General features: G+C 59.9%; 21 protein-coding genes. 14 read left to right on the top strand and 7 right to left on the bottom strand.

Annotated elements, in window-relative coordinates; all coding sequences use genetic code 11:
* Positions 1–129: 129 nt before the first annotated feature.
* Together A7K61_RS12400 and A7K61_RS12395 are read right to left on the bottom strand one after the other, a co-directional pair.
* A complete protein-coding gene (locus A7K61_RS12400) occupies positions 130–726 on the bottom strand; it encodes a superoxide dismutase (protein WP_014719672.1) in 597 nt (198 codons plus the stop codon).
* Positions 727–904: 178 nt separating this feature from the next.
* Positions 905–1504: a LysE/ArgO family amino acid transporter gene (locus tag A7K61_RS12395; protein ID WP_032895568.1), complete on the bottom strand. Its 600-nt coding sequence runs from the start codon at positions 1502–1504 to the stop codon at positions 905–907.
* Positions 1505–1604: 100 nt separating this feature from the next.
* Between A7K61_RS12395 and A7K61_RS12390 the strand changes: the two genes are divergently transcribed.
* The 10 genes from A7K61_RS12390 to A7K61_RS12345 all read left to right on the top strand — a co-directional run bounded on the left by A7K61_RS12390 (position 1605) and on the right by A7K61_RS12345 (position 12957).
* Positions 1605–2498 (top strand): LysR family transcriptional regulator ArgP, encoded by an 894-nt coding sequence (locus A7K61_RS12390; protein WP_047711650.1) that lies wholly within the window; start codon positions 1605–1607, stop codon positions 2496–2498.
* A gap of 52 nt (positions 2499–2550) precedes the next feature.
* A complete protein-coding gene (locus tag A7K61_RS12385; RefSeq protein WP_069557660.1) occupies positions 2551–3549 on the top strand; it encodes an NAD(P)-dependent oxidoreductase in 999 nt (332 codons plus the stop codon).
* A 127-nt stretch (positions 3550–3676) separates the two neighbouring features.
* Positions 3677–4501: an ATPase gene (locus A7K61_RS12380; protein ID WP_069557659.1), complete on the top strand. Its 825-nt coding sequence runs from the start codon at positions 3677–3679 to the stop codon at positions 4499–4501.
* Between the two features lie 233 nt (positions 4502–4734).
* Positions 4735–5994, top strand: coding sequence for an AGE family epimerase/isomerase (locus A7K61_RS12375; protein WP_069557658.1), 1260 nt, complete (start codon positions 4735–4737; stop codon positions 5992–5994).
* Between the two features lie 104 nt (positions 5995–6098).
* A complete protein-coding gene (locus A7K61_RS12370; protein ID WP_003193767.1) occupies positions 6099–7385 on the top strand; it encodes an ABC transporter substrate-binding protein in 1287 nt (428 codons plus the stop codon).
* 167 nt (positions 7386–7552) lie between these two features.
* The gene (locus A7K61_RS12365; protein ID WP_003193765.1) at positions 7553–8461 is read left to right on the top strand and encodes a carbohydrate ABC transporter permease; all 909 of its coding nucleotides are present in this window, start codon (positions 7553–7555) and stop codon (positions 8459–8461) included.
* The gene (locus A7K61_RS12360) at positions 8454–9299 is read left to right on the top strand and encodes a carbohydrate ABC transporter permease (RefSeq protein ID WP_034128525.1); all 846 of its coding nucleotides are present in this window, start codon (positions 8454–8456) and stop codon (positions 9297–9299) included. Before A7K61_RS12365 ends, A7K61_RS12360 begins: the two co-directional genes overlap by 8 nt.
* Positions 9300–9301: 2 nt before the next feature.
* On the top strand, positions 9302–10462 hold the full coding sequence (locus tag A7K61_RS12355) for an ABC transporter ATP-binding protein (RefSeq protein ID WP_044267736.1): 1161 nt from the start codon (positions 9302–9304) through the stop codon (positions 10460–10462).
* A 204-nt stretch (positions 10463–10666) separates the two neighbouring features.
* Positions 10667–12013, top strand: coding sequence for a carbohydrate porin (locus tag A7K61_RS12350; protein WP_003193760.1), 1347 nt, complete (start codon positions 10667–10669; stop codon positions 12011–12013).
* 98 nt (positions 12014–12111) lie between these two features.
* The gene (locus tag A7K61_RS12345; RefSeq protein WP_047711647.1) at positions 12112–12957 is read left to right on the top strand and encodes a D-hexose-6-phosphate mutarotase; all 846 of its coding nucleotides are present in this window, start codon (positions 12112–12114) and stop codon (positions 12955–12957) included.
* Positions 12958–13070: 113 nt separating this feature from the next.
* Here A7K61_RS12345 and A7K61_RS12340 read toward each other — a convergent pair whose 3' ends face one another.
* The gene (locus A7K61_RS12340) at positions 13071–13931 is read right to left on the bottom strand and encodes a MurR/RpiR family transcriptional regulator (protein WP_169856377.1); all 861 of its coding nucleotides are present in this window, start codon (positions 13929–13931) and stop codon (positions 13071–13073) included.
* Between the two features lie 220 nt (positions 13932–14151).
* Here A7K61_RS12340 and zwf point away from each other — a divergent pair, with 220 nt between their 5' ends.
* Genes zwf through A7K61_RS12325 form a run of 3 tightly spaced genes read left to right on the top strand, consistent with a single transcriptional unit; the run spans position 14152 to position 17001 of the window.
* The gene (zwf, locus tag A7K61_RS12335; RefSeq protein ID WP_044267731.1) at positions 14152–15618 is read left to right on the top strand and encodes a glucose-6-phosphate dehydrogenase; all 1467 of its coding nucleotides are present in this window, start codon (positions 14152–14154) and stop codon (positions 15616–15618) included.
* Entirely contained in the window at positions 15605–16318 is a 714-nt protein-coding gene (gene pgl / locus A7K61_RS12330; RefSeq protein WP_032895576.1) for a 6-phosphogluconolactonase, read from the top strand. Before zwf ends, pgl begins: the two co-directional genes overlap by 14 nt.
* 17 nt (positions 16319–16335) lie before the next feature.
* Positions 16336–17001: a bifunctional 4-hydroxy-2-oxoglutarate aldolase/2-dehydro-3-deoxy-phosphogluconate aldolase gene (locus A7K61_RS12325; RefSeq protein ID WP_026067364.1), complete on the top strand. Its 666-nt coding sequence runs from the start codon at positions 16336–16338 to the stop codon at positions 16999–17001.
* Positions 17002–17204: 203 nt separating this feature from the next.
* Here A7K61_RS12325 and A7K61_RS12320 read toward each other — a convergent pair whose 3' ends face one another.
* Both A7K61_RS12320 and A7K61_RS12315 read right to left on the bottom strand, forming a co-directional pair.
* Positions 17205–18380, bottom strand: a complete 1176-nt coding sequence (locus A7K61_RS12320) for an aminotransferase class V-fold PLP-dependent enzyme (RefSeq protein ID WP_069557657.1) — start codon at positions 18378–18380, stop codon at positions 17205–17207.
* An 11-nt stretch (positions 18381–18391) separates the two neighbouring features.
* Entirely contained in the window at positions 18392–18628 is a 237-nt protein-coding gene (locus A7K61_RS12315; RefSeq protein ID WP_008056784.1) for a DUF3820 family protein, read from the bottom strand.
* A gap of 204 nt (positions 18629–18832) precedes the next feature.
* Between A7K61_RS12315 and A7K61_RS12310 the strand changes: the two genes are divergently transcribed.
* A complete protein-coding gene (locus tag A7K61_RS12310; protein ID WP_034128518.1) occupies positions 18833–19300 on the top strand; it encodes a PA2169 family four-helix-bundle protein in 468 nt (155 codons plus the stop codon).
* 115 nt (positions 19301–19415) lie between these two features.
* Here the strand turns inward: A7K61_RS12310 and A7K61_RS12305 are convergent, their stop codons facing one another.
* Together A7K61_RS12305 and A7K61_RS12300 are read right to left on the bottom strand one after the other, a co-directional pair.
* Positions 19416–19886 (bottom strand): MaoC family dehydratase, encoded by a 471-nt coding sequence (locus A7K61_RS12305; protein WP_069557656.1) that lies wholly within the window; start codon positions 19884–19886, stop codon positions 19416–19418.
* Positions 19887–19942: 56 nt separating this feature from the next.
* On the bottom strand, positions 19943–20887 hold the full coding sequence (locus tag A7K61_RS12300; protein ID WP_069557655.1) for an alpha/beta hydrolase: 945 nt from the start codon (positions 20885–20887) through the stop codon (positions 19943–19945).
* Positions 20888–20973: the final 86 nt, after the last annotated feature.

Genomic DNA, 20973 nt, shown 5'->3' with positions numbered 1-20973 from the left:
GTTTGTAAGTATATGTAGGGAGGTGACTAGGCATAAAAAAACCGAAATCCAAAAAGGACTTCGGTTTTTTGAACGGATCACGGATTATTTGATAATCACTCAAATGACCAGCAGTGCGGCAAGCGTTGCTTAGGCAGTGAAGGCCTTACCTTCGAACTGCTCAGCCACGAACTTCCAGTTGACCAGGTTCCAGAACGCTTCCACATATTTTGGACGCACGTTGCGGTAGTCGATGTAGTAGGCGTGTTCCCAGACGTCGCAGGTCAGCAGCGGGGTGTCGCCGTTGGTCAGCGGGTTGCCGGCGCCGATGGTGCTGGCCAGGGCCAGGGAACCGTCAGCCTTTTTCACCAACCAGCCCCAACCGGAACCGAAGGTGCCGACCGAAGTCTTGGTGAACTCTTCTTTGAACTTGTCGAACGAACCGAACGCAGCGTTGATGGCTTCAGCCAGCGCGCCGGTGGGTTGGCCGCCGGCGTTTGGCGCCAGGCAGTTCCAGTAGAAGGTGTGGTTCCAGACTTGAGCGGCGTTGTTGAAGATGCCGCCCGAGGAAGACTTGACGATCTCTTCCAGGGTCTTGCCTTCGAACTCGGTGCCAGGCACCAGGTTGTTCAGGTTCACGACATAGGTGTTGTGGTGCTTGTCGTGGTGGTATTCCAAGGTTTCCTTGGAGATGTGCGGCTGCAGGGCATCGTGTGCGTAGGGCAGCGGCGGCAATTCGAAAGCCATGATGATTCTCCTAATCAGGTCAGTTGCGGTGAGCGCAAGGCCGATCACGGGCGGCCAAACATGCGCCGGGGAGTTTGTACTCTTTGCGGCGCAGGGGTCCGATCATAGCACCGGGGGTGCGGCATAACCACGCAACAACTGTGTGGGATAGAGGTTCCAGCGCGTTTTGGAATATTGCTCAGGCGCTGATCAGTTGATAGGCCACCGAGAACATCATCGCGGCCACCAGCAGGTCCAGCAGGCGCCAGGTGGCCGGGCGTGCCAGCCAGGGTGCCAGCCATGCCGCGCCCAACGCCAGGGTGGCGAACCACAGAAACGAAGCACTGGCCGCACCGGCTACGTAGGCACCCGGTTCGGTTTGTTGCGCGCCCAGGGAGCCGATCAACAGGACCGTGTCCAGGTAGACATGGGGGTTGAGCAAGGTCACCGCCAGGGCGCTCAGCAATACGGCGCGCAATGAGCGCGTCTTGAGGCTGTCGCTTTGGTCCAGGCTCTGTTTCGAGCAGGCCCTGCGCAACGCGCATGCGCCGTACCACAGCAGGAACGCAGCGCCGCCCCAGCGTGCCACCGCCAGCAGTATCGGGCTCTGCGCCAGCACGGTGGCCAGCCCGAATACCCCAGCGGCCACTAGCAGTGCGTCGCAGATCACACACAGCGCCGCCACGGGTAAGTGATGTTCACGGCGCAGGCTTTGCGCGAGTACGAATGCATTTTGGCTGCCGATTGCCATGATCAACCCGAGGGCCACCAGCAAACCGTTCATATAGCTTTGCCACATAGAGGAAGATCCTTGTTGATGCTCAAACGATGCTGGCTATGGTGACGCTTGAGGTTGTATAAGAAAAACCAATATTGCTGATCGCTCATTAGAGAAACTGATGTTCGACTATAAATTGCTTTCCGCCCTGGCGGCGGTGGTGGAACAAGCCGGCTTTGAGCGCGGTGCCCAGGTGTTGGGGCTGTCGCAGTCCGCCATCTCCCAACGCATCAAGCTATTGGAGGCGCGCGTCGGCCAGCCGGTGTTGATACGCGCCTCGCCGCCGACGCCCACCGATATCGGCCGGCGCCTGCTCAACCACGTGCAGCAGGTGCGTTTGCTGGAGCGTGACCTGCAAAGCCAGGTGCCGGCCCTGGACGAGGAGGGCATGCCCGAGCGCCTGCGCATTGCCCTGAATGCCGACAGCCTCGCCACTTGGTGGGCCGAGGCAGTCAGCGACTTCTGCGCCGAACAGCATTTGCTGTTGGACCTAGTGGTCGAAGACCAGACCGTGGGCCTCAAACGCATGCGCGCCGGTGAAGTGGCGGCCTGCATTTGTGCGAGCGAACGCCCCGTGGCCGGTGCCCGCAGCCTGTTGCTGGGCGCCATGCGTTATCGGGCGCTGGCCAGCCCGGCCTTTCTGGCGCGGCATTTTCCTGGAGGTGTGCGGGCCGACCAATTGGCGCGCACGCCTGCGCTGGTGTTCGGCCCGGATGATTTCCTGCAGCACCGCTACCTGGCGTCCCTGGGCGTGGACGGTGGTTTCGAACACCATCTATGCCCGTCATCCGAAGGCTTTATCCGCCTGACAGAAGCTGGCCTGGGCTGGGGCCTGGTGCCTGAATTACAGGTGCGTGATCAGTTGGAAACCGGCGTATTGGTTGAGTTATTGCCAGATAAGCCCATCGATGTGCCGCTGTACTGGCATCATTGGCGCAGTGGCGGGCAACTGTTGGGCTTGTTGACCGACCATCTGGCCGATGTGTGTGGCCATTGGTTGGTGCCGTTGGAGTGATGGCGCGCGTCAAGGCAACAGCGATGAAAAACGAAAGAACACGGAGTACGACATGAAAATTCTGGTCACCGGCGCAAGCGGCTTCATCGGCGGGCGCTTTGCGCGCTTCGCCCTTGAGCAGGGCCTGGACGTGCGGGTCAACGGGCGGCGCGCCGAGGGTGTGGAGCACCTGGTACGGCGCGGTGCCGAGTTTATCCAGGGTGACTTGAATGACGCCGACCTAGTGCGCGACCTGTGCCGCGATGTCGAAGCCGTGGTGCATTGCGCCGGCGCCGTCGGGCTGTGGGGCAAGTACCAGGACTTCCACCAGAACAATGTGCTGGTCACCGAAAACGTCGTCGAGGCCTGCCTGAAACAGCGCGTCGGGCGCCTGGTGCACCTGTCGTCGCCGTCGATCTACTTTGACGGTCGCGACCATCTGGGGCTCACCGAAGAACAAGTGCCCAAGCGTTTCAAGCATCCCTATGCCGCCACTAAATACCTGGCTGAGCAGAAGGTCTTTGGCGCCCAAGAGTTCGGCCTGCAAGTGATAGCCCTGCGCCCACGGTTTGTTACCGGGGCCGGCGATATGAGCATCTTCCCGCGCCTGCTGAAAATGCAGCGCAAGAACCGCCTGGCGATCGTCGGCGACGGCTTGAACAAAGTCGACTTCACCAGTGTGCACAACCTTAACGAGGCGCTGCTCAGCAGTTTGCTCGCCACCGGCTCGGCGCTGGGCAAAGCCTACAACATCAGCAACGGCGCACCGGTGCCGATCTGGGATGTGGTGAACTACGTGATGCGGCAAATGGAGCTGCCCCAGGTGACCCGTTACCGCTCCTACGGTGTGGCCTACAGCGTGGCGGCCTTGAATGAAGCCTTCTGCGCGATGTGGCCGGGGCGGCCGGAACCGGCATTGTCGCGCCTGGGCATGCAGGTGATGAACAAAGATTTCACCCTCGACATCAGCCGCGCCAGGCATTATCTCGACTACGAGCCCAAGGTCAGCCTGTGGGCCGCGCTCGACGAGTTCTGCAGCTGGTGGAAAGCCCAGGACCCGGGCCGCCAATAAGCTCATAACCAGCAACACTTCGGGAACCCAATTCCAGGTTCCGAGTCGATCCATGCGCCGGGAGTGCGGTTTATACTCCTGCCGCTCGGCTTTGCAGCCAGCCATCTCATTGATTCAGGGTAGATTCATGCGTAACGATGCTAAAGACGACTTCGACAACGTTCCCAGCCTGCGGGCCGATATTGGGGATGACGATGATTTCGTGCCGACCGCCGCGACGTCGGTGCGTTCGCGAACGACGCCCGTGGTCAAGGTCAAGAGCGCCAGCACCGGCCCGTTGTGGGCACTGGTCGGCGCGCTGTTGATCGCCTTCGCGGGCCTGGCCTGGTGGAGCTTCCAGCAGATCTCCCTGATGGGCCAGCAGTTGGTCGCCACCCAGGAGAGTTTTGCCCGCATCAGCGAAGAAGCGGCCGGGCGCCTGCAGGCGATTTCCGGCAAGGTCGTGGCCAGCGAAGCCAATGTGAACAACGGCAGCGAAGCCTTGAAACTTCAGATCAAGCAGCTGGAAGCCCAGTTGCAGGAGCAGGGCAAGCAACAGTTGGGCGTCGCGGGGCAGGCCACCGAACTGGACAGCCGCCTGGCGCAGATGAGTGCCAGCACCACCGAACTGACAGCGGCCAACACCAAGCTGCAAGGCCAGGTGCAGGCCCTCACTGACGCGGTCGCCAGCCTTACGGCAGCGCAGGCCGAGGTCAAGGGCCTGGCCACCGATGTGGCGGCCTTGAAGAAACAAGGCAACCCAAGCGCGGCCATCGCCCGTCTCGAGCAGGACCTGCTGGTACTCAAGAGCGCCCAGGAAAACCAGCCGGCCAACGTCGACGCACCGACCAACAAGGAATTCGACGTGTTCCGCATCCAGACCACGCGCAATATCACCACCTTGCAGAGCCAGGTGCAGAACTTGAATCAGCGCCTCAATGCGCCGGCTGCGGCCACACCGCTGGGCCAATGACCGCAAATCGTCCTCTGTAGGAGCGAGCTTGCTCGCGAAAAACGTTAACGATCACGCGGGTTTCCTGGATAAGCGTGGCGCTTGTTGGCTTTTCGCGAGCAAGCTCGCTCCTACATTAGGATTAGGGTGTTGATTGTCACCACTTGGTGACATTTGCCATCCCTTTCGTTACTTGCCCATCCCACGCCCTTGTTTAGACTCCGGTCATCCCAAAAAAACAATAAGGGCCACCCATGACCACCCATCCACTGCCTGCCAGCAGTTGGCTGAATGCACCTGCCCATCACGCTTGGCTCGCCGCCGAAGGCCAGCGGCTGCTGGCGTTCGCCAAGGCATCGCGCCTGCCGGACGGTTTCGGCAACCTTGACGATAAAGGCCAGTTGCCGGCCAATGCCCGCGCCGAAACCATGAACACCGCGCGCATGACCCACAGCTTTGCCATGGCCCATGCCATGGGGTTGCCGGGTTATGCCGAGTTGGTGGCGCACGGTGTGGCGGCGCTCAGCGGCCCGCTGCGCGACAGCGAGCACGGTGGCTGGTTCGCCGCGCCCCACGCGGCTGATGGCAACACCGGCAAGGCCGCCTACCTGCACGCCTTCGTGGCCCTCGCGGCCAGCTCTGCCGTGGTGGCCGGCGCGCCGGGTGCACAAACATTAATGAACGACGCCATCCATATCATCGAACAGTTCTTCTGGAGCGAAGAGGAGGGCGTCATGCTCGAATCCTTCGCCCAAGACTGGGGCGGCGTCGAAGCCTATCGTGGCGCCAACAGCAACATGCACGCCACCGAAGCCTTCCTGGCGTTGGCCGATGTCAGCGGTGATACACGCTGGCTGGACCGCGCGCTGTGCATTGTCGAGCGAGTGATCCACACCCACGCCGCCGGCAACCAGTTCATGGTGATCGAGCATTTCGACGCGCAGTGGAAGCCCTTGCTCGGTTACAACCAAGACAACCCCGCCGATGGCTTTCGCCCTTACGGCATCACACCCGGCCATGGTTTTGAATGGGCGCGGTTGCTGCTGCACCTGGAAGCTGCACGCCTCAAGGCCAAGCTGGCCACGCCGGACTGGCTGGTGAGCGACGCCAAAGGCCTGTTCGCCAGTGCCTGCGAGTACGCCTGGGCGGTGGATGGTGCGCCGGGCCTTGTCTACACTTTGGATTGGAACCAGCGCCCGGTGGTACGCGAGCGCCTGCACTGGACCCATGCTGAAGCCAGCGCCGCCGCTCAGGCGCTGCTCAAACGTAGCGGCGAGCTGCATTACGAAACCTGGTACCGGCGCTTCTGGGAATTTTGCGAAACCCACTTCATCGACCGGCTCCAGGGCAGTTGGCATCACGAACTCAGCCCGCACAACCAACCCAGCAGTAAAATCTGGGGCGGCAAACCTGACCTGTACCATGCCTGGCAAGCGGTCGTGCTGCCTGCATTGCCCTTGGCACCCAGCCTGGCCAGTGCATTGGGCAGCGGATGCTATGTCACCAAGTGGTGACATTTGTGCGTCCCTTTGTTACCTGCGCCCTGAAAATCCATGTTTAAACTCCGTGCAGCGCAAGCTCTAGACTTGCATGCATAACAACAAGAAAAGGTACTCAGATGAACGCGATTAATCGCCTCGCCGTCGCTATTTCCATTGCCTCGTTGTTCCCCCTCAGTGCATTTGCCGCCGACTCCAAAGGTACGGTGGAAGTGGTGCATTGGTGGACCTCCGGCGGTGAAAAAGCGGCTGTGGATGTCCTGAAGGCCCAAGTTGAGAAAGACGGCTTCACCTGGAAAGACGGTGCTGTAGCAGGCGGCGGTGGCGCCACTGCCATGACCGTGCTCAAAAGCCGCGCGGTCGCCGGCAACCCGCCAGGCGTTGCCCAGATCAAAGGCCCTGACATCCAGGAGTGGGCGTCGACTGGCCTGCTCGACACCGACGTGCTCAAAGACGTCGCCAAAGAAGAAAAATGGGATTCGCTGCTCGACAAGAAAGTCTCCGACACCGTGAAATACGACGGTGACTACGTCGCCGTGCCGGTGAATATCCACCGTGTGAACTGGCTGTGGATCAACCCGGAAGTCTTCAAGAAAGCCGGCATCACCAAGAACCCAACCACCCTCGAAGAATTCTACGCAGCGGGCGACAAGCTCAAGGCTGCAGGCTTCATTGCGCTCGCCCACGGCGGTCAGCCTTGGCAGGACAGCACCGTGTTCGAAGCGGTGGTGCTCTCCGTGATGGGCGCCGATGGCTACAAGAAAGCCCTGGTCGACCTGGATAACGGCGCATTGACTGGCCCGGAAATGGTCAAGGCCCTCACCGAGCTGAAGAAAGTCGCGACCTACATGGACGTCGACGGCAAGGGCCAGGACTGGAACCTGGAAGCGGGCAAGGTCATCAATGGCAAGGCCGGCATGCAGATCATGGGTGACTGGGCCAAGTCCGAATGGACCGCCGCCAAGAAAGTCGCCGGCAAGGATTATGAGTGCGTAGCGTTCCCGGGCACTGATAAAGCCTTCACCTACAACATCGACTCCCTGGCGGTGTTCAAGCAGAAAGACAAAGGCACTGCCGCGGGCCAGCAGGACATCGCCAAAGTGGTGCTGGGTGAAAACTTCCAGAAGGTGTTCAGCATCAACAAGGGCTCGATCCCTGTGCGTAACGACATGCTGACCAAGATGGAATCCTACGGTTTTGACTCCTGCGCCCAGACCGCCGCCAAGGACTTTTTGGCCGACGCCAAGACCGGTGGCCTGCAGCCAAGCATGGCCCACAACATGGCCACGACCCTGGCGGTACAGGGTGCGTTCTTTGATGTCGTGACCAACTTCATCAACGACCCGAAAGCCGACCCGGCCGACACGGCCAAGAAGCTTGGCGCGGCGATCAAGTCGGCCAAGTAACAGCTGTGGAGCGGGCTTGTGTGGGAGCGGGCTTGCTCGCGAAAGCGGTGTATCAGACAGCATGTTTGGTGACTGACCTGCTGCATTCGCGAGCAAGCCCGCTCCCACACGAGCCGCGTACCAGACGGTTCTGCTGCTAGTCCTTTTTCCCTGTACTGGATTTTCCCATGAGTTCTGTTGCTGTGTTCAGCAAGGCCTCGCCATTCGATGTGCTGCAGCGCTGGCTCCCTAAACTGGTGCTGGCGCCGAGCATGTTCATCGTGCTGGTGGGCTTTTATGGCTACATCCTGTGGACGTTCGTGCTGTCGTTCACCACCTCGACGTTCCTGCCCAGCTACAAATGGGCGGGCCTGGCGCAGTATCAGCGGCTGTTCGATAACGACCGCTGGTGGGTGGCGAGCAAGAACCTGGCCGTGTTCGGCGGCATGTTCATCGGCATCACCCTGGTGATCGGTGTGCTGCTGGCGATTTTCCTCGACCAGAAAATCCGCCGCGAAGGCTTTATCCGCACCATTTACCTGTACCCGATGGCGCTCTCCATGATCGTCACCGGTACCGCCTGGAAATGGCTGCTCAACCCGGGCATGGGCCTGGACAAACTCCTGCGGGACTGGGGCTGGGAAGGCTTTCGTCTCGACTGGCTGATCGACCCGGACCGCGTGGTCTACTGCCTGGTGATCGCTGCTGTGTGGCAAGCCTCGGGCTTTATCATGGCGATGTTCCTCGCCGGCCTGCGTGGCGTTGATCAGTCGATCATTCGTGCTGCGCAGATCGACGGCGCGAGCTTGCCGCGCATCTACTGGAGCGTGGTGCTGCCCAGCCTGCGTCCGGTGTTCTTCAGTGCGGTGATGATCCTGGCGCACATTGCGATCAAGAGCTTCGACCTGGTGGCGGCAATGACCGCAGGCGGCCCGGGCTACTCGTCCGACCTGCCGGCGATGTTCATGTACTCGTTTACCTTCAGTCGTGGCCAGATGGGCATGGGCTCGGCCAGTGCAATCCTGATGCTCGGTGCGATCCTCGCGATCATCGTGCCGTACCTGTATTCCGAGCTGAGGACCAAGCGCAATGACTAGTCTCGCCACCAAACCTGCCATCAGCCTGAGCCGCATCGCGATCTACGCGGTGCTGATCCTGGCGGTGCTGCTGTACCTGGTGCCGCTGGTGGTGATGCTGCTCACCAGCTTCAAAACCCCGGAAGACATCAGCACCGGTAACCTGCTGAGCTGGCCCACCGTGGTCAGCGGCATCGGCTGGGTCAAGGCCTGGGCCACCGTGGATGGCTACTTCTGGAACTCGATCAAGATCACCGTTCCTGCTGTGCTGATCTCTACCGCCATTGGCGCCTTGAACGGCTACGTGCTGTCGTTCTGGCGCTTTCGCGGTTCGCAGTTGTTCTTCGGCCTGCTGCTGTTCGGCTGCTTCCTGCCGTTCCAGACCGTGCTGCTGCCCGCGTCGTTCACCCTCGGCAAGATGGGCCTGGCCAGCACCACCACCGGCCTGGTGTTTATCCACGTGGTCTACGGCCTGGCGTTCACCACGCTTTTCTTCCGTAACTACTACGTGAGCATCCCGGATGCGCTGATCAAGGCCGCACGCCTGGACGGAGCGGGGTTCTTCACCATCTTCCGCCGGATCATCCTGCCGATGTCGACGCCGATCATCATGGTCTGCCTGATCTGGCAGTTCACCCAGATCTGGAACGACTTCCTGTTCGGTGTGGTGTTCTCCAGCGGCGACTCCCAGCCCATCACGGTAGCGCTGAACAACCTGGTCAACACCAGCACCGGGGCCAAGGAATATAACGTGGATATGGCGGCGGCGATGATCGCCGGGCTGCCGACCCTGCTGGTCTATGTGATCGCAGGCAAGTATTTCGTGCGCGGCCTCACGGCCGGCGCGGTCAAGGGGTAATCATGGCTACGCTTGAACTTCGCAATGTAAACAAGACCTATGGCGCCGGCCTGCCCGACACCTTGAAGAACATCGAACTGTCGATCAAGGAAGGCGAGTTCCTGATCCTGGTCGGCCCGTCGGGCTGCGGTAAATCCACGCTGATGAACTGCATCGCCGGCCTTGAGACCATCACTGGCGGCGCGATCATGATCGGTGATCAAGACGTGAGCGGCATGAGCCCCAAGGACCGTGACATCGCCATGGTGTTCCAGTCCTACGCGTTGTACCCGACCATGAGCGTGCGCGAGAACATCGAGTTCGGCCTCAAGATCCGCAAGATGCCGCAAGCCGACATCGACGCCGAAGTGGCTCGCGTGGCCAAGCTGCTGCAAATCGAGCACTTGCTCAACCGCAAGCCGGGCCAGTTGTCCGGTGGCCAGCAACAGCGTGTGGCCATGGGCCGTGCCTTGGCGCGTCGGCCGAAGATCTACCTGTTCGACGAACCACTGTCTAACCTTGACGCCAAGCTGCGCGTCGAGATGCGTACCGAAATGAAGCTGATGCACCAGCGTCTGAAAACCACCACCGTCTACGTGACCCACGACCAGATCGAAGCGATGACCCTGGGCGACAAAGTGGCGGTGATGAAGGACGGGATCATCCAGCAATTCGGCACGCCGAAGGAAATTTACAACGACCCTGCCAACCTGTTTGTGGCAAGCTTTATCGGTTCACCACCGATGAACTTCGTTCCCATGCGCCTAAAACGCCAGAACGGTGATCTGGTGGCGGTGCTCGACAGCGGCCAGGCCCGTTGCGAGTTGGCGCTGGGCATGAATGACGCCGGGCTGGAAGACCGCGATGTGATCCTGGGCCTGCGCCCGGAGCAGATCGTGCTGGCAGCGGGCGAGGGTAATGGCTCGTCGAGCATTCGTGCCGAAGTGCAGGTGACTGAGCCGACCGGCCCGGACACCCTGGTGTTTGTGCAGCTCAACGACACCAAGGTCTGCTGCCGTTTGGCGCCGGACGTGGCACCGCAAGTGGGCGAGACCCTGACCTTGCAGTTCGACCCGGCCAAGGTATTGCTGTTTGACGCCAAGACCGGCGAGCGATTGGGCACGGCGGCTTCATTGCCGGCACAGGGGCATGCCGACAATGTGACCCAGTTCAAGGGCCGCTAAAGCATCGTGTAGGAGCGAGCTTGCTCGCGAAGGTCGTTAACGATAACGCGGGCATCCTGGATGAGCGCAGTGACCTTGAGTTTTTCGCAAGCAAGCTCGCTCCTACAGTAATGTGGTTAATGGTTAACTCGTTGTTTTAGCTAAAAAAATGTAACCCGCGTTAGATAAAAACAGTTTAATAACAATAAAGACGAGGATGTAGGGATGAAAAAGCAACACAACAACACCCGGCTGATCTGCCAACTGTCAGCGGCAGCAGCCCTTGTATTGTCCGCCAATGCGATGGCGGCCGATGCATTCAGCGCCGATTCCAAGTGGATGACCGGCGATTGGGGCGGCGAGCGTACCAAGCTGATCGAGCAAGGTATCGACATCAAGGCCGACTACGTTGGGGAGATGGGCTACAACGCTCACGGTGGCTACAACGACGACAAGACCGGTCGCTACTCTGACCAGTTTGGTCTTGGCGTGGCACTGGACCTGCAAAAACTGTGGGGCTGGGATAACACCCAGGCCAAGATCCAGTTGACCAATCGTAATGGCCAGAACATTTCCAATGACCGCATTGGCGACCCGCGTGCCGGCACCTTGAGTTCCTCGCAAGAAGTGTATGGCCGTGGCCACATGGTGCGCCTGACCCAGTTCTGGATTCAGCACCAGATGTTCGACAACAAGTTGGACGTGAAGCTCGGTTACTTCGGTGAAGGCGAAGACTTCAACACCTTCCCTTGCGACTTCCAGAACCTGTCGTTCTGCGGTTCCCAGGTCGGTAACTACGTCAATACCTGGTACAACTGGCCGGTCGCCCAGGCCGCTATCCGCGTGAAGTACAACATCACGCCTGAGCTGTATGCGCAAATCGGTGCCTACAACCAGAACCCTTCGCAGCTGGAGCACGGCAACGGCTTCAAACTCAGCGGCAGTGGTACCAAGGGCACCGTGATCCCGGTGGAATTGGTCTGGTCGCCGAAGGTTAATAACCTGCCGGGCGAATACCGTGTGGGTTTCTATAAAAGTGCGGCCGATGCTCCGGATGTACGTGAAGACGTCAACGGTAACGATGCGGTCCTCAGCGGCGCCGACTTCCGTACCCGCAGCAGCAAGAAAGGTTACTGGTTCGTTGCGCAACAGCAACTCACCACCCATAACGGCGACGCTTCCCGTGGTCTGAACATCGCAGCCAACGCGACCTTCCATGACAAGGAAACCAACCTGGTCGACAACTACCAGTCGTTGATGCTGGTGTACAAAGGCCCATTCGATGCGCGTCCAAAAGATGACGTCGGCATTGGCGTCGCTCGCCTGCATGTCAACAATGATGTGAAGAAGAACTCTGAGCTGCTCAACGACGCCAGGGGCGTGAGCGACTACGACAATCCGCTGTACACGCCGATTCGTGAGACTGAGTACAACGTCGAACTCAACTACGGTTTCCACGTCACCAACTGGCTGACTGTGCGTCCGAACCTGCAGTACGTTGTCCAGCCTGGCGGCGTGGATAAAGTCGACAACGCGCTGGTAGCGGGCCTGAAAATTCAGTCTACGTTCTAACGCTGTTGCGATAAGCTCCTCTCTCTGTGCGCATTTGCGGGTAGCCATGGCTATCCGCTTTTTTTTGCGTGGCACTGTGATATTCGGGACCTGGGCACATGCACGAGCAACCGCTGCAACGCTTTTTCAAATCCCTGCGCGAGCGGCCTGTGTTCGCCTGGGAGCGCTTTCAGATGCGCGACGTGTTGGTGATCGATCATCCGCTGTGCCAGGCGGTGTTCAGTCGCCAGGGCGCACAACTGTTGCACTTTCAGCCCACCGGCCAGAAGCCCTGGCTGTGGTGCGCAGCCAAGTGGCCGCAGGTCGGCGCCATTCGTGGCGGCGTGCCGGTGTGCTGGCCGTGGTATGGCCGCCACCCCAGCGAAAATGCCTGGCCTTCCCACGGTTGGGCCCGCTTGATCGACTGGAAACTGCTCGACAGCAGCACCGATGACGACGGCGTGCGCTTGCACTGGCAATTGCAACTGTGCGACTGGCAGGTGGACTTGCACGCGCACCTGGGCGACACCCTGGAACTGCGCCTGAGCACCGAGCATCACGACGAGCTGCCGTGCCAGTTGAGCCATGCATTGCACGCTTACTGGCGTATTGGTCACGTTGATGAGGTAGCGCTGTCTGGGCTCGAAGGGGCGCAAGGTTATGACCAGCTCAATCGCCAGGTTTGCCAGCAGGAAGGCGAATTGCGGGTCGATGGTGGATGCCAGCGGGTGTTCCAGCATGAGGGTGAACTGCAGCTCAAGGACCACGCCTGGCAGCGTGAACTGTGCATCGACACGGGCGACACTGCCGACACCGTGGTGTGGCACCCGGGGAGCCGGCCGTTATTGGGCGTTAGCTTTAACGAAGCGTCGGGGTTTGTGTGTGTGGAGGCGGCGATGGCGGCGGCGAGTCTGGCGCCGGGGGAGAGGGCGCATTTGAGTTTGCAGGCGCGGGCTGGAGCTTAGCGGTGTGGCTGATGGCGCTATCGCAGGCAAGCCAGCTCCCACAGGGGAATGCATTCCAAATGTGGGAGCTGGCTTGCCTGCGATAAGGCCGGTACTGCTGGCAGGGCTGCCTGCTAGTTGAACTCATCCCCCACCGGATACCGGCTGTCATTCAAGCTCTCTTTGATCTTGCGCAAATGCGGCTGGAAATCCACCCCACGACGCAAGGTCATGCCGGTCGCCAGCACATCCAGCACGGTCAACTGAATGATCCGAGATGTCATCGGCATGTAGATATCGGTGTCTTCCGGCAACGGGATGTTCAGGCTCACCGTACTGGCCTTGGCCAGTGGCGAGTTCTCGGCGGTCACGCCCAGCACCGACGCACCGTTTTCCCGAGCGATACGCGCCACTTCCACCAGCTCGCGGGTACGGCCAGTGTAGGAAATGATCACGAACAACTCGCCGGTGTGCGCCACCGAGGCGATCATGCGTTGCATCAGCACGTCGGCGTGGGCGGTCACTGCCAGGTTGAAGCGGAAGAACTTGTGCAGCGCGTCCATGGCCACGGGAGCCGAAGCGCCCAGGCCAAAGAAGTGGATTTGCCGCGCCTGGATCAACAAGTCCACGGCCTTGCTGATCAGCGCCGGGTCCAGGGCCTGGCAGGCACTGTCCAGGGAGGCGATGGCGCTGCCAAAGATCTTCTGGGTGTAGGCCTCGGGGTTATCATCGGCCTCTACGGCGCGGCTGACATACGCGGCGCCACTGGCCAGGCTTTGCGCCAACTGCAATTTAAGTTCAGGGTAACCGCTGACACCGAACGAACGGCAGAAACGGTTGACCGTCGGTTCACTGACCGAGGCGGCCTGGGCGAGGGCGGCGATCGAGAAGCGTGTGGCCTGCTGCGGGTTGAGCAGGATCACTTCAGCGACTTTGCGCTCGGCCTTGTTCAATTCTTCGAGGCGGTTCCGGATCTGTTCCAGAAGATTTCGCACGCGGTCCATTCAGTCTTTCCTTCGGGCGACGATGCAAATAAAAAGGCGGTAACCAATCGATGAGTGGCTTTTCGCGGTGGCCTATCCTACTGAGGGTAGCTGAACACCACCACTCGCAATGCGTATTTCCGGAAAATGTTGTGGTTATTACTACATTTTTCCTTGAGTGATGCCTTGAAAAAAGGTATTTGTAGCTTAACTTGATAAAAGAACAAACATCATGCCTTCGATAACCGTGGAACCCTGCACCTTTGCCCTGTTTGGCGCCTTGGGTGATCTGGCGCTGCGCAAGTTATTTCCTGCCCTTTATCAACTCGATGGCGCCGGGTTGCTGCACGACGACACGCGCATCCTGGCCCTGGCCCGTGAAGCCGGCTCCGAGCAGCAACACCTGGCCCACATCGAAAAAGAATTGCGTAAATACGTCGGCAAAGAGCTCGACGAAGCCGTAGCCCAGCGTTTCCTCGCACGCCTGGCTTATGTGCATGTCGACTTCATGAAAGCCGACGACTACGTCGCCCTGGCCGAAAAAGCCGGCAGCGATCAACGCCTGATTGCCTACTTCGCCACCCCGGCGGCGGTGTACGGCGCGATCTGCGAAAACCTGTCAAAGGTCGGCCTGGCGGAAAATACGCGCGTGGTGCTGGAAAAACCCATCGGTTCGGACTTGGAGTCGTCGCGCAAGGTCAATGACGCCGTGGCGCAGTTTTTCCCGGAAAACCGCACCTACCGCATCGACCACTACCTGGGCAAAGAGACGGTGCAGAACCTGATCGCCCTGCGCTTCGCCAACAGCCTGTTTGAAACCCAGTGGAACCAGAACTACATCTCCCACGTGGAAATCACCGTGGCCGAGCAGGTTGGCATCGAAGGCCGTTGGGGCTATTTCGACAAGGCCGGCCAGCTGCGCGACATGATCCAGAACCACCTGTTGCAACTGCTTTGCCTGATTGCCATGGACCCGCCGGCCGACCTGTCCGCCGACAGCATCCGTGACGAGAAGGTCAAGGTGCTCAAGGCCCTGGCGCCAATCAGCCCCGAGGGCCTCACCACTCAAGTGGTGCGCGGTCAGTACATCGCCGGCTACAGCGCTGGTAAAGCCGTGCCGGGTTACCTGGAAGAAGACAATTCCAACACCCAGAGCGACACCGAGACGTTCGTTGCCCTGCGTGCCGATATCCGTAACTGGCGCTGGGCCGGCGTGCCGTTCTACCTGCGTACTGGCAAGCGCATGCCGCAAAAGCTGTCGCAGATTGTCATCCACTTCAAGGAACCGTCCCACTATATCTTCGCCCCCGAGCAGCGCCTGCAGATCAGCAACAAGCTGATCATCCGCCTGCAGCCGGACGAAGGCATTTCCTTGCGCGTGATGACCAAGGAGCAGGGCCTGGACAAAGGCATGCAACTGCGCAGCGGGCCACTGCAACTGAATTTTTCCGACACCTACCGCAGCGCACGCATCCCTGATGCCTACGAGCGGTTGTTGCTGGAAGTGATGCGCGGCAATCAGAACCTGTTTGTTCGCAAAGATGAAATCGAAGCCGCGTGGAAGTGGTGTGACCAGTTGATCGCCGGGTGGAAAAAATCCGGTGATGCGCCCAAGCCGTATGCGGCGGGGTCCTGGGGGCCGATGAGCTCCATTGCACTGATCACGCGGGATGGGAGGTCGTGGTATGGCGATATCTGAATTGAAACTGCCTCAGGGCGTCACTGCCCATGAGTACCGTACGCCTGCGCTGCTGGCCGATGGCCTGGCCAATGACGTGGCCGAGCAACTGCGCGGGGCCATCAGTGCCCGTGGCGAGGCGACGTTGGTGGTGTCCGGTGGCCGCAGCCCCGTGGCGTTTTTCCAGAACCTGGCCAAGCAGGGCCTGGACTGGTCCAAGGTCACCATCACCCTGGCCGATGAACGCTGGGTGCCGGTCGAACACGCCGACAGCAATGCTGGCCTGTTGAAGCAACACTTGCTACAAGGTCCGGCGGCCAAGGCGAAGTTCTTGAGCCTGTACAGCCCTGCCGCCAACCTAGAAGACGCTGCCGAGCAGGCCGATCGCCTGCTGGGCGAGTTGCCAGCCATTGATGTGCTGGTGCTGGGCATGGGCGATGACGGTCACACCGCATCGCTGTTCCCCAACAGCCCCAACCTGAGTGAAGCGCTGAAGGCCGACGGTACCCGCCGTTGCTGGCCGATGCTGGCGCCCACTGTGCCGCACCAGCGCCTGACCATGAGTCGTGCGTTGCTGGCCACGGCCGACTACACCGTGCTGTCGATTTCCGGCAGTTCGAAATTGACGACCTTGAGCGCCGCCCTGGCCAGCGACGATGTTGCTGCCATGCCGATTCGCGCGTTTTTGCAACCTACTCTAGAGATTTACTGGTGCCCATGAGCCAAGGATCAGCCGCTATGAAAAGCCCTCAACCGACCGTGTCCATGGCGGATAAAGTTGCCTTGATCGACAGCCTCTGCGCCAAGGCGCGGATCCTGCCGGTGATCACCATCGCCCGCGAGCAGGACATCCTGCCGTTGGCCGACGCCCTGGCAGCCGGCGGTTTGACCGCGCTGGAAGTGACCCTGCGTTCCGAGTTCGGCCTTAAAGCCATTCAGGTCTTGCGCGAGCAGCGCCCTGAGCTGTGCACCGGTGCCGGTACCGTGCTTGATCGTCACATGCTCGAAGCGGCAGAAGTGGCAGGCTCGCAATTTATCGTCACCCCCGGCATCACCCGTGACTTGCTGGAAGCCTCGGTGCACAGCCCGATCCCGCTGCTGCCGGGCATCAGCAACGCCTCCGGCATCATGGAAGGCTACGGCCTGGGTTATCGCCGCTTCAAACTGTTCCCGGCTGAAGTCAGCGGTGGCGTTGCGGCCATCAAGGCCCTTGGCGGCCCGTTCGGCGAAGTCAAATTCTGCCCGACTGGCGGCGTTGGCCCGGCCAATATCAAGAGCTACATGGCGTTGAAGAACGTGATGTGCGTGGGCGGCAGCTGGATGCTGGATCCGGAGTGGGTCAAGAACGGCGACTGGGCGCGTATCCAGGAAGTCACTGCCCAGGCGCTGGCGCTGCTGGACTGAACTGATTTATCGAATCGTTGTTGCTGTGCTTAACGGCATTTTTGCGGCGCACTTGGTCGGTGTGCCGCTTTTTTTTGCCTGTAAAAACCTCAAACACATCGCCGTTCTGAAGGTGGGAGCTGGCTTGCCTGCGATAGCTATTTATCAGTTAGCCCATCTTTGGCTGATACACCGCTATCGCAGGCAAGCCAGCTCCCACAGTTTTAAACGGTGTTTAGTTGGGTGATCGCGTGGACCAGCACATTGATGTCCGCCGCCGACGTCACCAGCCCCGGCGTCACCCGGATACAGGTGCCAAACGCCGCGCCCGTGCGTGTAGTGGTGAACAGACCATGCTCCTTGAGCAACCGGTCCACCATCACCTGCTGATCCCGCCCGATGAACTTGAAGGCCGTAATGCCGCAGTACAGTCGCGGATCATCCGGAGTCAGCACTTCAATCCCCGGCAACGGCCGCACCTGGTTCACCCACAGGTTGCGCAGGTGATTGACGCGTGCGCCCTTGGCCGCAGCGTCACCCAATTGTCGATGCTCTTCAAACACCAGGGGCAAAGTCATCAGTGCGGGGAAGTTCGGCGTGCTGTAGGACGTACGGGCTCGCACATCGGTGGCCGGGTAGTGGAATTCACCCATGTCCGGGTCGATATCGGCCAGGCGCTCCGGTGCGATGTACAAAAAGCCCAGGGTCAGCGGTGCGCCGATCCATTTGTGCAGGTTGAAGCCTGCGAACTGAATGCCCAGTTCGGCCAGGTTGAATTCGATCTGGCCCAATGCGTGGGCGCCGTCGAGGATCACGTCGATTGCGCGTTCGCGCGCGGCCTTGGCAATGGCCGCAACCGGCATGACCAGCCCGGTGCGGTGGGTTACATGGGTCAAGGCCATGAGCTTCAGGCGCGGGTACTGCGCGAAGGCCTCGTGATAAGTCTGTATCAGGCTGTCGAAACTGGCCGGGTGGGTGTGGGCCACCTCTATCACTTCCACGCCGCGAGTCGCTGCCAACCAGCGCATGGCGCCTTTGACCGTGTCGTACTCCAGGTCGCTGATCAGCACCTGGTCGCCCGGTTGCAGGCGGTTGTAGTTGCGGATCAGCGACTGCAAGGCTTCGGTGGCGTTACGGGTGAACGCGACCGACTCCGGGTCGACATCAATCAACCCGGCCAACTGGCGGCGTATCTCGATGTTTTCGCCCTGCTCAAAACGCTGGCGCACATGCACCGCGTTGCTGCGGTTGATAAAGCTGATGTGCTCAAGATATTGGGCCTGCACCGCCCGACTCATGCGCCCGAAGTAGCCGTTTTCCAGGTTGATCGGGCCGGGCTCGCACTCGTAACGCTGAGCGATGGCGTGCCAGTGCGGTTCGTTATCAGCATTCCTTGGCATGGCGAATCTCTTTAGTGGCGGGGGGCGGGTTTACCGTGTTTGGCGCGCAGCGGTTCGAGCAATTCGGACAGGCCGTTGTGATCGATTTCCTGCATCAAGGCCAGCAAACCACCCAGTTCACCGTGGGGGAAACCTTCACGGGCGAACCAATTCAGGTAGGGTCCAGGCAGGTCGGCAATGATCCGGCCTTTGTATTTGCCGAAGGGCATTTGGCGGGTGATGAGCAGTTCGAGTTTTTCGGGATTCATGAGCGTCGCAGGGTTGAGGCCAGGCTTTCGAAAATACAGGCATTCTGCATGAAGGCCAAATGACAGATCATGCAAATAACCAAGATACAGATGGTTCAATAATTCGTAACTTATTGAAATTAAACATAAAAATAATTTTTGAAAACCTGGCACGGGCGCTGCAATAACCAAGGCAACCTTCTAACCCGTACAAGGAATTGAAAAATGACTGATATCAACAAAGAATCGATCTCCGTACTGAACGACCTGATCGAGACCAGCATCGACGGCCAAAAGGGTTTCAAGGAATGCGCTGAAGACATCAAGCATCCAGAACTCAAGGCACTGTTTGCCAAGCGTGCCGTTGATTGCGGTACCGCTGCCGAAGAACTGAAAACGGCTGTGCGTGCCCTGGGCGGCGATCCAGAGAAGTCTGGCAGTGTTGCCGGCGCCCTGCACCGTGGCTGGGTCGACGTGAAGTCGATGGTCACCGGCAAGGACGAGGAGGCCGTGTTGAACGAAGCCGAGCGCGGTGAAGACCACGCCCTGAAGGCTTACAAGGAAGCGATCGAGAAGATCAACAAGCACAACTTGGTAGGCATTCGTGATTTGGTTGAGCGTCAGTACCACGGTGTACAACGCAACCACGACCAGGTAAAAGCCCTGCGTAACCAGGCTCGCGCTCAGTCGTAAGGCCTGTGGGAGCGGGCTTGCTCGCGAAAGCGGTGGATCAGTCACTGTTGTATTGACTGACACACCGCATTCGCGAGCAAGCCCGCTCCCACATTTGTTTTATGCAAAGGTTGGATCAGCCAATGCTGATCGGCGGAAGCTCGGTCAAGGTCACCACTTGCTGCTTACGTGGCGCCAGAATCTCCGCCTCGCCATCCACCACCAACTCGTCACGCTGGTTGAACACCCGAGTGGCAATGCGCACGCGAAACTTCGGCATTTTCTCGAGGATTTCCAAGCGCACGGTCAGGGTGTCGCCGATCTTCACTGGCTTCTGGAAGGTCATCTGCTGGCCGATGTAAATCGTGCCCGGCCCAGGCAGCTCGCAGGCCACCGCCGCGCTGATCAGCGCACCGCTGAACATGCCGTGGGCAATCCGCTCCTTGAACATGGTCGCCTTGGCGTATTCAGCGTCCAGGTGCACCGGGTTGTGGTCACCCGACATGGCGGCGAACAGCTGGATATCGCGCTCTTCGACGGTTTTGCTGAAGCTGGCAGTCTGGCCCACTTCAAGCGATTCGTACGGGGTGTTGGTTACCTGGGTCATCTGAAGGTGCATCCTGTGGCTTAACGGTAATTAATCGGCTGATTTTAAAGCAAAAACTATTCGCAGCGGGTGGGCCTGCGCAACGCCAGCGCCTGGTCGAGCCAGGCCAGCAGGTCGGCGGTGACTTCATCCCGGTTGGTTTCGTTGAACACCTCATGGCGCGCCTGCGGGTAGAGCGTCAATTGCACGTCCTGGCAGCCAGCTTCACGCAGGGCGTGGGCCAGATCCTTGAGACGCTTGCCTTCACTCACCGGATCACAATCGCCGCCCATCACCAGGATCGGCAGGCCGGGGTCGATCTGCGCCAGGTTGGAGACTTTGCTGATCTGCTGCAAGCCGCCCAACAGGTCGATCCACAATTGATTGGTGCAACGAAAGCCACAGAGTGGGTCGTTGATGTAGTTGTCCACTTCAACCGGGTCGCGGCTGAGCCAGTCAAAGGCGGTGCGATTGGGTTTGAAGGCTTTGTTGAATGAGCCGAACGACAGGAAGTCGATCAACGCACTGCGCCCTCGCAGGCCTTGGCGTGCTCGCTCGATGCGCGCAATGATTTGCGCTGCACGGTAGAGCGCCACCGGTTGGAAATTCGAGCCGCTGAGTATTGCGCCATGCAAGCTGGCGCTGTGATGCAGCAAGTACGCCTGGGAGATATAGCTGCCCATGCTGTGGCCCAGCAAGATGATCGGCAGCCCTGGATGCTGTTGGCCAATGTGCTGATTAAGGCTGGCCAGATCGCCCACTACTTTGTTCCAGCCATCCGTCTCAGCATACAGCCCAACGGTGCCGGCCTCTGCGGTACGGCCATGCCCACGCTGGTCCAGTGCATATACACCCAGGCCTGCCGCACACAATGCTTGCGCCAGGCGTGCATAACGGCCGCCGTGCTCGGCCATGCCATGGGAGATCATCACCACGGCCCTGGGCGGGCCGTCGGGCAGCCATTGATTGACGTACAGACGGGTGTGGTCGTTCGCGGTCAGCCAGAAGGTGCTGTGGTTCATGGCGGCTTCCTTTGCTCAGGGTGGTTGCATTGTATAGCTCATCCGCCGCTGGGCGGGGTATCTGCCTACGCCTTAGGTGCAAGATT

Source organism: Pseudomonas sp. AP42, from assembly GCF_001728935.1.
GTDB classification, from domain to species: Bacteria; Pseudomonadota; Gammaproteobacteria; order Pseudomonadales; family Pseudomonadaceae; genus Aquipseudomonas; species Aquipseudomonas lactis.
The sequence above is the reverse complement of the archived record's forward strand: the minus strand, read 5'-3'. Positions and strand labels throughout refer to the sequence as shown.